The following is a 14128-nucleotide window of genomic DNA, read 5'->3' on the forward strand; positions in this document are numbered from 1 at the left end:
TCGCTCCGCCCGGAGGCGGGATCACTCGTCGCCGTCGTCGCCGCTCTCGTCGTCGACGCCGGCGTTCGGGTCGGGCTCGGCCACCGCGACGCGGGCGGGCCTCAGGACCCGCTCGCCGATCCGGTACCCGGGCTGCAGGACGTCCACCACGCTCGTCTCCTCGACGTCCGCCGAGTAGGAGTGCATGAGCGCCTCGTGGACGGTCGGGTCGAACGGCTCGTTCTTCTCCCCGAACTTCTCCAGGCCGAGCTTGCCGGTGACCGCCTCCAGGCTCTCCGCGACGGACTTGAAGCCGCCGGTGAGCTCGTCGTGGTCCCGGGCGCGGCCGATGTCGTCCAGCACCGGGAGCAGTTCGGACAGCACCTGCCCGAGGGCCTGCTCGCGGACCGCGACCCGGTCCCGCTCGACCCGCTTGCGGTAGTTGTCGTACTCGGCCTTGAGCCGCTGGAGGTCGGCCAGCCGCTCGTTCAGCTGCGTCTTCAGCGAGGAGACCTCCTCGTCGGATGCCCCGGTGTCGCCCGCGGCCGGGGCCTCCGGGGCCGGCTCCTCCGCCGGCTCCCGGAGCTTGCCCGTCTTCGGGTCGATGCGCCGCCTGTCGCGGATCACCGGGCCCTCCTGCTCCTCGCCCTCGCGGGGAGGGGTCACGAGGCCTCACCCTTCGGCTTGTCGTCGTCCACGATCTCGGCGTCGACGACCTCGTCGTCCTGCGCGTCCTGGGCGTCGGCCGTCGGGCCGGCGTCCTCGGCGCCCGGCTGGGCGCCCTCGGGGTTCTGCGCGTACATCGCCGCGCCCATCTTCTGGGAGACCTGCGCGAGCTTCTCGGCGCTGCCCTTGATCGCCTCGACGTCGGTGCCCTCCAGGGCCTTCTTCACCTCGGCGACCGCGTCGCCCACCTCGGTCTTCAGCTCCGCGGGGACCTTCTCGTCGTTCTCCCGCAGGAACTTCTCGGTCGAGTAGGCGAGGGTGTCGGCCTGGTTGCGGACCTCGGCCTCCTCCTTGCGCCGGCGGTCCTCCTCGGCGTACTGCTCGGCGTCGCGCATCATCTTCTCGATGTCGTCCTTGGGCAGCGCGCTGCCGCCCGTGATGACCATCGACTGCTCGCGGCCGGTGCCCTGGTCCTTCGCGCTGACGTTGACGATGCCGTTCGCGTCGATGTCGAAGGTGACCTCGATCTGCGGGACGCCGCGCGGCGCCGGCGGCAGGCCGGTCAGCTGGAAGGTGCCGAGCTTCTTGTTGTACGCGGCGATCTCGCGCTCGCCCTGGTAGACCTGGATCTCCACGGACGGCTGGTTGTCGTCGGCGGTGGTGAACGTCTCCGACCGCTTGGTCGGGATCGTGGTGTTCCGCTCGATGATCTTGGTGAAGATGCCGCCCTTGGTCTCGATGCCGAGGCTCAGCGGGGTCACGTCCAGCAGCAGGACGTCCTTGACCTCGCCCTTCAGCACGCCGGCCTGCAGGCTGGCGCCGATCGCGACGACCTCGTCGGGGTTGACGCCCTTGTTCGGCTCCTTGCCGCCGGTCAGCTCCTTGACCAGCTCGGACACCGCGGGCATCCGGGTGGAGCCGCCGACCATGACGACCTGGTCGATGTCGCCGACGGTGATGCCGGCGTCCTTGAGCACCGAGTTGAACGGCGCCTTGGTCCGGTCGAGGAGGTCGGAGGTCATCCGCTGGAACTCGGCCCGGGTGAGCTTCTCGTCCAGGTGCAGCGGGCCCTCCGCCGAGGCGGTGATGTAGGGCAGGTTGATCTGCGTCTCGGACGAACCGGACAGCTCGATCTTCGCCTTCTCCGCGGCCTCGCGGAGCCGCTGCAGCGCCATCTTGTCCTTGGCCAGGTCGACGCCGTTGGCGTTCTTGAACTTCTCCACCAGCCAGTCGACGACCTTGTTGTCCCAGTCGTCGCCGCCGAGGTGGTTGTCACCGCTGGTGGCCTTGACCTCGACGACCCCGTCGCCGACCTCCAGCAGGGACACGTCGAACGTGCCGCCGCCGAGGTCGAACACCAGGATGGTGGCCTCGTTCTCCTTCTCCAGGTGGTACGCCAGCGCGGCCGAGGTCGGCTCGTTGATGATGCGCAGGACGTTCAGCCCCGCGATCTGGCCGGCCTCCTTGGTGGCCTGGCGCTGGTGGTCGGAGAAGTAGGCGGGCACGGTGATGACCGCGTCGGTGACCGTCTCGCCGAGGTAGGACTCGGCGTCCCTCTTCAGCTTCTGCAGCACGAACGCGCTGATCTGCTGCGGGGTGAAGTCCTTGTCGTCGATCTTGGTCTTCCAGTCGGTGCCCATCTCGCGCTTGACCGACCGGATCGTCCTGTCGACGTTGGTCACCGCCTGGCGCTTGGCGACCTCGCCGACCAGGACCTCGCCGTTCTTGGCGAAGGCGACGACGGACGGCGTGGTCCGCGACCCCTCCGCGTTGGCGATGACGGTGGGCTCGCCGCCCTCCAGGATCGCGACGACCGAGTTGGTCGTCCCGAGGTCGATGCCGACCGCACGTGCCATGTCTCTCGTCCTCCGTCGTTTCCGGTGTTATCGCGCCCCGGTCGCCCCCGGGGTGCGGCCGGTCGATGTCTTGTCTGTCCGCAAGCGTGCCCGCTCGCCGTCTCGTTGTCAAATGACTTGAGTCGGGCGGACTCAACTTTGCTGACGTCCTCTACAACAGGACGTATGAGCGACCTATTCCAGTTCCCGGCGGCGGCGGGAAACCGGGAAAGGAGGACCGGGTTGCGGGTGATACCTGTGTGACCGCCATCCGCGCCACGGAAAGGCACCACATGACAGCGGACCCCCTCGCCGCGACGCCGGGCCGGGCCGGCGCCGGCCCGCCGCCGCGGCCGTCCCTGCACGACCCGGAACGCTTCGGCGAGGTCTTCGACGCCCACTTCGCCGAGATCCACCGGTACGCCGCGAACCGCCTCGGCCCGGACGCCGCGCCCGACATCGCGTCCCAGACCTTCCTGGAGGCGTTCCGCGGCCGGCACCGCTACGACCCCGCGCGGGCGAACGTCCGGACGTGGCTGTACGGCATCGCGACGAACCTGATCGGCAAGCACCGGCGCGGCGAGGTCCGGGCGCTGCGGGCCCGCGAGCGGATGGGCCCCGGCCTCGTCCGCGCCGCCGAGGGCCACGCCGACGTGGTCGACTCCCGCGTCAGCGCGCAGGGCCTGCGCGGACGGCTCGCCGGCGCCATCGCCGGGCTGTCGAAGGGCGAGCGCGACGTCCTGCTGCTGGTCGCGCTCGCCGAGCTGAGCCATGAGGAGGTCGCGGCGGCGCTGGGCGTCCCGTACGGGACGGTCGGCTCCCGGCTCAGCCGGGCCAGGAAGAAGGTGCGCGAGGCACTCGGCGGGACGAATCCGATGCGTGACGGGGAGTATGACCATGGATGAGCTGCGGACCGTGCGGGACGCCTACGGGGAGCCGGCACCGCCGACCATGACGGAGATCGCGCAGGCCCGCGCGCTCTGGGAGGAGAAGACGCCGCGGAGGTTCCGGCTCGGACGGCCGTTCGGGATCGGCCTCGGCCTGGTCGCGGCCGGTGCCGCGGCGGCCGTCGCCATCGCGGCCACCGGCCAGGGCGCATCGGACGCGCCGGGCTCGCCGAAGGCGCCGGGGAACATCGACCTGGGCCGGCAGGCGGTGCTCGCCGCCGCCACCAAGGCGGAGCAGGTGCCGATCGGCAGGTACTGGTACACCGACCGGGTCTCCGGCCAGTCCTACATCGTCCGGTCGAAGTCCGGCGCGCCGTACGCGATCGCCGGCGCGGCCACGGAGATGTTCGGCTGGCAGGGCGTGAAGGCCGGCATGGGCGAGATGTACTACGACCGCGACCTCCCGGCCCGCCCCCTGACCGCGCAGGACGCCGCGGTGTGGCGCAAGGACGGGTCGCCGTCGAGATTCCGCGTCTGGTCCGGCGACCACCACGCCACCTACACCACCAAGGCGACGAAGTGGCGGTCGGACGTCCAGGGAACGGGCCTCGACCCCAAGGGCGGCGGCAGTTTCTCCCTGGGCCTGTCCGCCCGCGAGCTGCAGGACCTGCCGACCGACGCGGCGGCCCTCGCCCGCAGGTTCCTGGACGAGAACGGGACCTCGAAGCACGCGCGCCTCCTCCAGGGCCTCGCCCGCTACCGCCCGCAGGTGCTGCCCAACATGAAGATCCAGGCGGTGATGGCGCTCCTGTCCGCCCCGACGCCGCCGAAGGTCCGGGCCGGGCTGATCCGCGCGCTGGCCGCCCAGCCGGGCGTTCACGCGATCGGCCGCGTCACCGACCCGATGGGCCGCGCGGGGGTCGCGCTCGCCGCCGACCCCCAGCCGGTCACGGACGGCGGGCAGGGGAGCTACGGCGCCCGCTTCGTGATCGTCTTCGACGAGCGCAGCGGCGCCCTGCTGTCCATGCAGCGTGAGCTGGCCACCCCGGGCGGGCTGTACCGGACGCAGAAGCCCGGCTTCGTCATCTACTACGACGCCTTCCGCGCGTCCGGATGGTCGGACGGCAGGCCGAAGCCGCCGGCCGGACTGCCCTTCCCCGCCCGCTGATCCGGGATGCTTCGGTAAGAACCGGCGGTCCCCGATCACTACCCGGGTGACGGAACTCCCCGGACGAAGGGCTCGGACCTTGTCGGACCCCGAAGACATCGCCCGGTTCACGGCGCTGTACGACGCGCACCATCCGCGCGTCCACGCGTACGCCGTGAGCCGGGTCGGCGTGCAGGCCGCCGAAGAGATCACCAGTGAGACGTTCTGCGTCGCGTGGCGGCGCGTCCGCGACCTGCCAGACGAGCCGCTGCCCTGGCTGCTCGGCATCGCCCGCAACCTGCTGCGCGAGTCGTACCGGGCGCGGGACCGGCAGGACGCGCTGGCCCGCGAGCTGCGCACCTGGGCGGCCGGCGAGCCGCCCGCCGGCGACGTCGGGGAGGCGGTGGCCGAGCGCGCCGGGATGCTGCGCGCGCTCGCGTCCCTGCCCGACGCCGACCGCGAGCTGCTGACGCTGGTCGCCTGGCACGGGCTGTCGCCGGGCGAGGCCGCGAAGGTCGCCCGGTGCTCGAAGGCGTCGTTCTACGTGCGGTTGCACCGCGCGCGGCGGCGCCTTGAGCGCGCGCTGGCCACCGAGGCGCGGACGCCGGACCCCGGCCTGCCCGCGCGACGCCCGTCCCTGGTCACCCCCGAAAGGAAGGCCGTCCGATGAAGCACGACGTGATGGAGGCGCTGGCCGCGGCACGGCCCGCGCAGCTCGACCCGCAGGCGGACCCGGACGCCGCCCGCGCGCGCCGGGAGCGCGACCTCGGCCGGGCGTTCCGGGCGGACCCGGAGGCCGCGTCCGCCGTGGGACGGCCGCGGGGGCGCCGTCCCGTCCGCTGGGCCGTGACCGGCGTGGTCGCCGCCGGAGCGGCGGCCGCCGTGGGGATCGCGACGGTCGGCTCGTCGGGTTCCCCCGATGCGCCCGGCGGGTCCCGGCCGTCCCAGAACATCGACCTCGACAAGCAGGCGGTGCTCGCGGCGGCCACCAAGGCGGAGCAGGCGCCGATCGGGAAGTACTGGTACACCGACCGGATCGACGGCCAGTCCTACGTCGTGCCCGCCAAGACCGGCGCGTACGCGATCGTCGGCGCGCAGAGCGAGTCGTTCGGCTGGTTCGGCGTGAAGTCCGGGACGGGCGAGGCGTACTACCTGCGCGACCTGCCGGCCCGTCCGCTGACCGAGCGGGACGCGGCGCTGTGGCGCAAGGCCGGGTCGCCGTCGAGCTTCCGCGTCCGGACCGACGGCGGCTTCACCACGTACGGCACCAAGGCGGCGAAGTGGCGGTCGAGCGGCCCGGAGGCGGGCACCGACGCGCGCGGCGGCGGGGAGTTCCTCGGCATGTCGGCCGAGCAGCTGCGGAACCTGCCGTCGGACCCGGCGGCGCTCGCCCGGAGGTTCCTGTCCGAGGCGGAGGCGGGCCGTGCCATGGGGATGGACCCGAAGAGCGGCCGGGCCCCGAGCCCCGAGCAGGCCGCGGCCTCCAGGATCTGGCGGGTCGCGTCGCTGCTGGGCGGCGCGCCGGTGCCGCCGAAGGCGCGGGCCGGCCTGATGCGGGCGCTGGCCGCGCAGCCGGGCGTCCAGGCGATCGGGCACGTCACCGACCCGGTGGGCCGCCGCGGCGTCGCGCTCGCCTCCACCGAGCGCACCACGACGATCACGGACGGGCCGAAGGCCGAACGCGGCACGTACCGCTCGCGCCAGGTGATCGTGTTCGATGAGCGCACCGGCGCGCTGCTGTCCGTCCAGGACACGCTGACCCGGCCGGGCGGGGAGTACGCGCAGATGAAGCCGGGCTTCGTCATCGACTACTCGGCCACCCGCTCGTCGGGCTGGACCGACGGCAAGCCGAAGCCGCCCGCGAAGCTGCCCTTCTGACCCTCGCCACCGCCCCCGCCGCCCCGCCCCCGGCCGCCCGTACGGCCGGGGGCGAAGGCGTTCCGGGGGTTCGGTTGAGAACGGGGTGACCTTCCCTCCCCCGACAGCGAGGATCCCCCCATGGCACACGACCGCCCGCCGGAGCGCGGAGCCCCGCCGGGGCCCGGCTCCGACGCGGAGGTGATCGCCCGTTCGCGGCGCGAACCCGACGCGTTCGCGGAGATCTTCCACCGCCACTTCGCCGAGATCCACCGCTACGCGGCCCGCCGGCTCGGCTCCGACGCGGCCGACGACATCGCCGCCGAGACCTTCCTCATCGCCTTCCGCAAGCGCGGCCGGTTCGATCCCGGGCGCGGGACGGCCCGCCCCTGGCTGTACGGGATCGTCACCCGGCTGGTCGGCACGCACCGGCGCGCGGAGGGCCGCCGCTACCGGGCGCTCGCGCGGACGCCCGCCGAGAACGTCCAGGACGGGCACGAGGACCGGGTCGCGGCGCGCGTCACCGCCGGGGACGCCGGCGCCGACATCGCGGACGCGCTGGCCCGGCTGCCGCGCGGGGAGCGGGACGTCCTGCTCCTGGTGGCGCTGGCCGACCTGTCCTACGAGGAGGTCGGGCAGGCGCTCGGCCTGAAGACGGGCACGGTCGCGTCGCGGCTGCACCGTGCCCGGCGCCGCCTGCGGGAGGCGCTCGGCGCAGACCATCCGGCCCTGATCGCGGAGGAGGCGACGGCGTGAGCGGAATCGACGAACTGGACGGCGTGCGGCGGCTGCTGGCCGAGCCCCCGGAGCCGTCGCCGGAGGCGTCCGAGAAGGCGTTCGGGATGCTGGCGGACGAGATGTCCGGCGGCCGGCGCGCCCGGACGCCCGGTGCGGGCCGCCGCCTGCGGTCCAGGTGGCCGCTCGGCCTCGGTGCGGGCCTGGTCGCGGTCGGCGCGGCGGCGGCCGTCGCCGTCGTCGCGACGGGCCAGGGGGCGCCGGAGCCGAGGAAGGCACCGTCCGGAGTGGACCTGAACAAGCAGGCGGTCCTCGCGGCGGCGGCGAAGGCGGCGCTGGCGCCGACCGGCAAGTACTGGTACACCGACCAGATCCAGGGCCAGTCCTACATCGTGCGGCCGAAGACCGGCGCGTACGCGATCGTCGGCGCGCACAGCGAGACGTTCGAGTGGTCCGGCGTCCGTTCCGGCCTGGGCACGGCGTTCTTCGGCCGGGACATCCCGTCCAGGCCGCTGACGCCGGCGGACGAGCGGCTCTGGCGGAAGGCCGGGGCGCCGTCGAAATTCCGCGTGTGGTCCAACGACCACTACTACACCTACGACCGGCACTCGTCCTCGTGGGAGGTCGACGACCCGGACCCCCGGGGCGGCGGCACCTTCCTCGACGGCATGACGGTCGAGGAGCTGCAGAACCTGCCCACCGACCCCGCGCGGCTCGCCGCGATGTTCTTCAAGCCGCAGCCGTCCAGGGACGAGCTGGCCAAGAAGAACATCGAGGCGCTCCTGGCGAAGGAGAACGCGAAGCCCGTTCCGAAGGACCGCGGCGGCAGGGCCGAGCGCGCGTCGCGCATCAAGGAGCTGGAGAAGGCCCTGGGGCGCGTCGGGAAGCGCCTGGAGCGGACGCCTTCGGAAGGCGCCCGCGAGAAGGTGCTGCAAGCCGAGGACCTGATGATGGGCGCGCCGCTCCCGCCCGCCGTGCGTGCCGGACTGATGCGGGCCCTGGCCGCGCAGCCCGGAGTCAGGGCGATCGGCTCCGTGACGGATCCGCTGGGCCGCACCGGGGTCGGCCTCGCCGTCGACGAGGGCACCACCAGCGTCACCGGCGAGTTCGGCGAACCCGCCGCCGAGCGGGGCTCCTACGCCTCCCGCGAGGAGATCATGTTCGATCCGCGGACCGGTGAGCTGCTCGGCGGCCGGGACGTGCTGACCAGGCCGGGCGGTGCCTACCGGTCGCAGCGGCCGGGCTTCGTCATCAACTACTGGCTGGTGCGGTCGTCCGGCTGGACGGACGCCAAGCCGAAGCCGCCCGCGAAGCTCCCCTTCTGACCCGCCCCTTCCGTTGACGTGCGGCGCGGCGCCGCACGTCAACGGGGGCGGTGGGCTTCGATGCCGGCGAGGACGCAGGACAGGCCGTAGTCGAAGCGCTGTTCCAGCACGTCGGCGGTCTCCCGGACCCAGATCTCCCGGACGTGGGCGGCGAGCCGGGGGTGGCGGTCGGCGATCTCGGCGAGGTAGGGGGCGAGGGTCTCCAGCCAGTCCTCGCCGGCCGCGGCGTCGCGGGTGTTCTGCCAGCTCGCCTCGCTGCCGGCCGCGCCGATGACGTAGTCGGCGAGCAGCGACATCGCGTTCTCCAGGTCCATGCCGGTGAGGCCGGCGCCGTCGAACGCGCCGATCACCCCGTCGAGGACGCGGGTGGCGTTCGGGCCGATCATCGGCTGGACGCCGAACAGCGGCACCGTCCACGGATGCCGGTGGATCATCGTGCGGAGGCTGCGGGCGTAGCCGGCGACGGCGTCCCGCCAGCCGCCGCCGTCCGGGAGCGGGGCCGGGGCCGGGACGCGGACCTCGCCCATCACCCGGTCCAGCGCCAGTTCCAGCAGCTCGTCCTTGTTGGCGACGTGCCAGTAGACGGACGTGGCGCCGGAGTTCAGCCGGGTGCCGAGCCGCCGCATGCTGAGCCCGTCCAGGCCCTCGGCGTCGAGCAGCTCCAGCGCCGCGTCGACGATCTGGTCGCGGCCGAGCGACGGTTGCTCGCGCCTGGCCCGCGGCGGCCGTGTCCACACCGACTCGGGCTTCCTCTTCGCCGCCTTCTTCGTCTCCGCCATCGCGCGCCTCCCCGCCTCGCGTTCTCGTACAGAGTACTGGGGCTTGAACGGTGTGCGAGTCGCATCGTACAGTGTGCGAGTCAACTCGAACACTGTACGAGGAGCCCTCGATGAACGCAGCCGCCCCGGCGCCGCACCCCCGGCGCTGGCAGATCCTCGGCGTCCTGTGCCTGAGCCTGCTGGCCGTGACCGTGGACAACACGATCCTCAACGTGGCGATCCCGTCGCTGCTGAAGGACCTGCACGCCACGATGTCCGACGTCCAGTGGACGATCGACGCCTACTCGCTGGTCTTCGCCGGCCTGCTGCTCACCGCCGGCGGCCTCGGCGACCGCTTCGGCCGGCGCCGCGCCATGCTGGTCGGCTTCGCGCTGTTCGGCGGCGGCTCGCTGCTCGGCGCGTTCGCCGCGAACCCCGGCGAGCTGATCGCGATGCGCGCGGTCATGGGCCTCGGCGGCGCCTTCCTGATGCCCGGCACCCTGTCGATCATGGCGCAGGTGTTCGGCCCGGACGAGCGCGCCAAGGCGTTCGGGATCTGGGGCGCGGCGTCCATGATCGGCGTCGCCGGCGGGCCCGCGCTCGGCGGGCTGCTGCTGGAGCACTTCTGGTGGGGGTCGGTGTTCCTGGTGAACGTCCCCGTCACCGTCGCCGCCGTCATCGGCCTGCTGGTCCTGGTGCCCGAGTCGCGCGGGCCGCGCCGCCGCCCCGACGTCCTCGGCTCCGCCCTGTCGACCATCGGCATGGCCTCGCTCGTGTGGGCGATCATCTCCGCGCCCGAGCACGGCTGGACCGGCGCCCGCACCCTGGTGGGCCTTGCCATCGGCGTCGCCGCCCTCGCCGCGTTCGTCCACTGGCAGCGCCGCAACCCCGAGCCGATGCTCGACCTGGCGCTGCTGCGGCAGCGCGCCTTCTCCGGCTCCGCCGCCGTCATCGCCGTCCTCGGCTTCGTCATCGCCGGGACGCTGTTCGCCCTCACCCAGATGCTCCAGCTCGTCCTCGGCTACGGCCCGCTCAAGGCCGGGCTCGCCCTGCTGCCCTGCGCCGCCGCCGCCGCGATCGGCAACGGCCTCGGCGCCGCCCTGGAGCCCCGGCTCGGCGGACGTCCCACCCTCGTCACCGGCCTGACCGTCATCGCCGCCGGGTTCGGCGTCCTCGCCCTCGCCGGCACCGGCTTCGGACCCATCATCACCGGGCTCGTCGTGGTCGGGTTCGGCATGGGCCTCGGCTCGCCGCCCGCCTACAACCTGCTGATGGCGGCCGTCCCCGTCGAGGAGGCCGGCGTCGGGTCCGCGGTGAACGACGCGGGTCAGGAGCTCGGCAACGCGCTCGGCGTCGCCGTCCTCGGCAGCGTGATCTCCGCCGTCTACGCCCGCGGCCTGCCGGACGGCGCGCCCGCCGCCGCGAAGCACTCGCTCGGCGAGGCCCTCGCGCTCGGCGACCCCGCCCTCGCGCACCAGGCCCGCGACGCGTTCGTCCACGCGGTGTCCGCCGGGTCGCTCGCCGGCTGCGGCGCCACCCTCGCCGCCGCCCTTTTCGCGGCGCTCGTGCTACGCGGCGTCCCGCGTCTGGCCGCCGCCCCCGCCGAGGCGGAGCAGGTCACCGAACCCGCGTGAAAGCCGATCGGGCCCCGGGCGGAGTAGAAGTGACGACCATCCCCCGGAGGTGCCTGATGCCGGACCCCACGGAAGGGGCGGCCGAGTGACCGCCCCGCCCGACACGGCCCCGACGGACGCGGACCTGCTCGCCGCGTCCGTCCGCGACGGCGACCGCTTCACCGCCGTCTATGACCTGTACTACGCCGACATCCACCGCTACGTCGCCGGACGCCTCGGACCGCAGGCGGCGGACGACGTCGTCGCCGAGACGTTCCTCGCCGCGTTCCGCCGCCGCGCCTCCTTCGACCCGTCCCGCGGGACGGTCCGGCCCTGGCTGTTCGGTATCGCGACCAACCTCATCAACCAGCACCGCCGCACCGAGACCCGCCGCTACCGGGCGCTCGCCCAGGTCGGCGTGGACCGCGACCCCGACGGCCACGACGACCGTGTGGCGACCTCGGTGTCCGCCGAAAGCCTGCAACCCTCACTGGCCCGCGCGCTCGCCGCGTTGTCGCGCAAGGACCGCGACGTGGTGCTCCTCAAGGCCCTCGCCCAGCTCTCCCACGAGGAGATCGCGGGCGTCCTCGGCATCCCGTACGGCACCGTCGGCTCCCGCCTCAACCGCGCCCGCCGCAAGCTCCGCGCGGCCCTGCCCGCCGGCTCGGAAGGAATGTGACCATGGACGAATTCCAGATGATCGCCACGATGCTGGACGAGCCGCCCGCGCCGGAGACCGAGGCCGCCGTCCGGCGACGCCTCGCCGCCGGCATGCGGGAGCCGGGAGGTCCGGCGCCGGCGCGCAGGGTGTGGCGGCGGCCCGCGTTGTGGGGCGGCTTCGGCGTCGCAGCCACGGCCGCCGGCGTCGCGGGCGCGGTGGCCCTCGCCTCGGGGACCACGCCCCGCGCGCCCGACCCCGTCGACGCGCGGCCCGTGTCCGCGCAGACGGTGCTGCTGGCCGCCGCGAAGCAGGCCGACGCCGCCCCCGCCGCCGGCGAGTACTGGCACGTCCGGGCGCTTCAGGCCCTTCCCACCCAGGTCGGGCCGAAGAGCAACCGGTACTGGATGGACAAGCTGGTGGTGAACGAGACCTGGACGAACGCGGCGGGCGTCGCCTGGTCCGGCCACCGGGAGGTGGGCGCACGCCCCCACTCGGCCGCCGACGAGGTCGCCTGGCGGCGGGACGGGGCGCCCACCCGGTGGGATCTCGGGACCGCCGACACTCCGGGCGGCGGCCGCGTCGTCCTGTCGGCCTCCCCTCGTCCCGGTGACGTGGTGAAGGTGAAGGGCCCGCACACCGTCGCGGTCTGCGACAAGGAGATGTCGTTCCAGCAGGCGCAGGCGCTCCCGGCGCAGCCCGACGCACTGAAGAACGCGCTGCGGAACGCGATGCTCGGCAACGACGACGGCCCGGTGCCGGGGAGCGCGCGGAACGGCTTCCTGCAGCAGTGCCTCGCCGGGCTGCTGGCCGAAGTGCCCACCCGGCCGAAGGTGCGCGGCGCCGCCTACCGCGCCCTCGCCTCCCTGCCGGGCGTCACGTCGGCGGGCCCGGCGACCGACGGGGGAGGCCGCAGGGGCGTCGGGCTGGTCCTCCAGTCCGCCCGCGGGCCGCTCTACCGCCTGGTCATCGACCCGAAGACCTCGCTGGTCCTGTCGGAGTCGGTGGAGCAGACCGGCGCCGCCGCCAAGGTGAAGTCCAAGTTCCGGCAGACGCGGTACCTCGCGGCGGGATGGACCGACTCTGGCCCGAAGGCCCCCGCCGTCCCCTGACCGGCACCGGACTCGCCGCGACTCAGCCGAGCAGGTCGGACGGGCTGGTGCCGGACTCGGTGAGGGGGAGGCCGCCGCCCGAGCGCTCCACCAGCCACTGGCTCGGCCGGTAGCGCGGGTCGCCGGTGTCCACGTGGAGGAGCTCCAGGACGTCGAGGACGCGCTCCGCGCCCACGTGGTCGCCCCACTCCAGCGGCCCGCGCGGGTAGCCGAGGCCGAGCCGGACGGCGGTGTCGATGTCCTCCGGGCGGGCCAGCCGCTGCTCCGCGATGCCGCAGGCCACGTTCACGATGGACGCGAGCAGCCGCGCGGCGACGGGGACGGGCGCGTCCCGGACGACGCTCACCGACCGTCCGGCGGCCAGCAGCGCGGCGAGCCCGGCACGTCCCGCCTCGGGGTCGAGGTGGGGCCTGACGATGAGGGTGATCCGGCTGAAGAGCCCGAAGAACGTGTCGATGCCGAGCGTCCGCTCCGGGTGGGGGGCGCCGCGCAGGCCTCTCCAGCCGACCAGGACGACGGCCCCGCCGGACGGCTCGTCCCCGGTCTCGACCTCCACCCCGGTCTCGGACAGCAGGACGCCGAGGGTCTCCCGCAGCTCCGGGTCCAGCCAGATCGGCCGCGGGTCCACGGCCGGGGCGGTGGCCTCCGGCGGTTCCTGCTTCACGCCGTCCACGTACGTGTAGAAGCCCTCGCCGGTCTTGCGGCCGAGGAGCCCCGCCTCCATCCGGGCGCGGCCGATGCGCGACGGACGGTACCGCGGCTCGGTGTAGAAGCCCGTCCAGATCGACTCCATCACCGGGTGCGACACGTCCATCCCGGTGAGGTCGAGCAGCTCGCATGGGCCCATCTTCAGGCCGAGGACGTCCCGCGCGATGCGGTCGATGTCGACCGGTTCCGCGATGCCCTCGGACAGGATCTGCAGCGCCTCCGTCACCAGCCCGCGCCCGGCGTGGTTGACCAGGAAGCCCGGCGCGTCGGGCGCGATCACGGGCTCGTGGCCGAGCCGCCGCACCAGGTCGGCCAGCGCGTCCGGGATCCAGCCGGCCGTCCGCGCGCCCGGGATCACCTCGACGAGCCGCATCAGCGGGACGGGGTTGAAGAAGTGCAGCCCCGCGAGCCGCGACGGGTCCCGCAGCGCCGCGCCGATCGCCGTCACCGGGAGCGAGCTGGTGTTCGTCGCGAGGACCGTGTGCTCGGCGGCGGCCTTCTCCAGCGCCGCGAACAGTTCCCGCTTGGTGTCCAGGTCCTCCCGGACGGCCTCGATGACCAGGTCGCAGCCCTGCAACGGGGTCAGCGGCTCGCCGACCGGCTTCAGCCGGCCCTTCGCCGCCGCCGCGTCGTCCGCGGTCATCCGGCCCTTCGCGACCTGCTTGTCGAACATCGCCTCCACGTGCTCGACCGCGCTCACCACGGCCTCGAACCGGATGTCCGCCAGCTCCACGGTCAGCCCGCCGGCCGCCGCGAGCTGCGCGATCCCGCGCCCCATCGCGCCCGTCCCGATGACCCGGACGGTCGCCGCCCGCTCTGCCCACTGATGCATCGCGCCTCCTCGCTCG

The 14128-nt window shown here is 73.9% G+C and carries 13 protein-coding genes; 9 read left to right on the top strand and 4 right to left on the bottom strand.

Translation table 11 applies throughout. From position 1 onward, the window contains the following. Positions 1-21: 21 nt before the first annotated feature. Entirely contained in the window at positions 22-645 is a 624-nt protein-coding gene (gene grpE / locus ACA514_RS36155) for a nucleotide exchange factor GrpE (protein WP_375045780.1), read from the bottom strand. Continuing rightward, positions 642-2501, bottom strand: a complete 1860-nt coding sequence (gene dnaK / locus ACA514_RS36160; RefSeq protein ID WP_375045781.1) for a molecular chaperone DnaK — start codon at positions 2499-2501, stop codon at positions 642-644. The genes grpE and dnaK overlap by 4 nt, the downstream gene beginning before the upstream one ends. Positions 2502-2773: 272 nt before the next feature. On the opposite strand from dnaK, the gene ACA514_RS36165 reads away from it, so the two are divergent. The 6 genes from ACA514_RS36165 to ACA514_RS36190 all read left to right on the top strand — a co-directional run bounded on the left by ACA514_RS36165 (position 2774) and on the right by ACA514_RS36190 (position 8431). Continuing rightward, a complete protein-coding gene (locus ACA514_RS36165) occupies positions 2774-3385 on the top strand; it encodes an RNA polymerase sigma factor (protein ID WP_375045782.1) in 612 nt (203 codons plus the stop codon). Further along, the gene (locus tag ACA514_RS36170; protein WP_375045783.1) at positions 3378-4535 is read left to right on the top strand and encodes a CU044_5270 family protein; all 1158 of its coding nucleotides are present in this window, start codon (positions 3378-3380) and stop codon (positions 4533-4535) included. Before ACA514_RS36165 ends, ACA514_RS36170 begins: the two co-directional genes overlap by 8 nt. A gap of 79 nt (positions 4536-4614) precedes the next feature. After that, complete coding sequence (locus ACA514_RS36175) at positions 4615-5184, top strand: RNA polymerase sigma factor (protein ID WP_375045784.1); 570 nt, start codon at positions 4615-4617, stop codon at positions 5182-5184. Continuing rightward, a complete protein-coding gene (locus ACA514_RS36180; protein WP_375045785.1) occupies positions 5181-6392 on the top strand; it encodes a CU044_5270 family protein in 1212 nt (403 codons plus the stop codon). The genes ACA514_RS36175 and ACA514_RS36180 overlap by 4 nt, the downstream gene beginning before the upstream one ends. A 120-nt stretch (positions 6393-6512) precedes the next feature. After that, positions 6513-7127 (top strand): RNA polymerase sigma factor, encoded by a 615-nt coding sequence (locus ACA514_RS36185; RefSeq protein ID WP_375045786.1) that lies wholly within the window; start codon positions 6513-6515, stop codon positions 7125-7127. Continuing rightward, positions 7124-8431, top strand: coding sequence for a hypothetical protein (locus ACA514_RS36190; protein ID WP_375045787.1), 1308 nt, complete (start codon positions 7124-7126; stop codon positions 8429-8431). Before ACA514_RS36185 ends, ACA514_RS36190 begins: the two co-directional genes overlap by 4 nt. A 38-nt stretch (positions 8432-8469) precedes the next feature. Here the strand turns inward: ACA514_RS36190 and ACA514_RS36195 are convergent, their stop codons facing one another. Next, the gene (locus ACA514_RS36195; protein WP_375045788.1) at positions 8470-9210 is read right to left on the bottom strand and encodes a TetR/AcrR family transcriptional regulator; all 741 of its coding nucleotides are present in this window, start codon (positions 9208-9210) and stop codon (positions 8470-8472) included. Between the two features lie 110 nt (positions 9211-9320). On the opposite strand from ACA514_RS36195, the gene ACA514_RS36200 reads away from it, so the two are divergent. The 3 genes from ACA514_RS36200 to ACA514_RS36210 all read left to right on the top strand — a co-directional run bounded on the left by ACA514_RS36200 (position 9321) and on the right by ACA514_RS36210 (position 12572). After that, positions 9321-10823 carry an MFS transporter gene (locus ACA514_RS36200; protein ID WP_375045789.1) on the top strand — a complete coding sequence of 501 codons (1503 nt, stop codon included), beginning with the start codon at positions 9321-9323 and terminating at the stop codon, positions 10821-10823. Between the two features lie 85 nt (positions 10824-10908). Continuing rightward, positions 10909-11481, top strand: coding sequence for an RNA polymerase sigma factor (locus ACA514_RS36205; RefSeq protein WP_375045790.1), 573 nt, complete (start codon positions 10909-10911; stop codon positions 11479-11481). A gap of 2 nt (positions 11482-11483) precedes the next feature. Then, positions 11484-12572, top strand: a complete 1089-nt coding sequence (locus tag ACA514_RS36210; protein WP_375045791.1) for a CU044_5270 family protein — start codon at positions 11484-11486, stop codon at positions 12570-12572. Between the two features lie 22 nt (positions 12573-12594). Here ACA514_RS36210 and ACA514_RS36215 read toward each other — a convergent pair whose 3' ends face one another. Beyond that, entirely contained in the window at positions 12595-14112 is a 1518-nt protein-coding gene (locus ACA514_RS36215; RefSeq protein ID WP_375045792.1) for a 3-hydroxyacyl-CoA dehydrogenase, read from the bottom strand. Positions 14113-14128 lie beyond the last annotated feature (16 nt).

It is taken from the genome of Actinomadura sp. NTSP31 (genome assembly GCF_041951385.1).
GTDB classification, from domain to species: domain Bacteria; phylum Actinomycetota; class Actinomycetes; order Streptosporangiales; family Streptosporangiaceae; genus Spirillospora; species Spirillospora napierensis.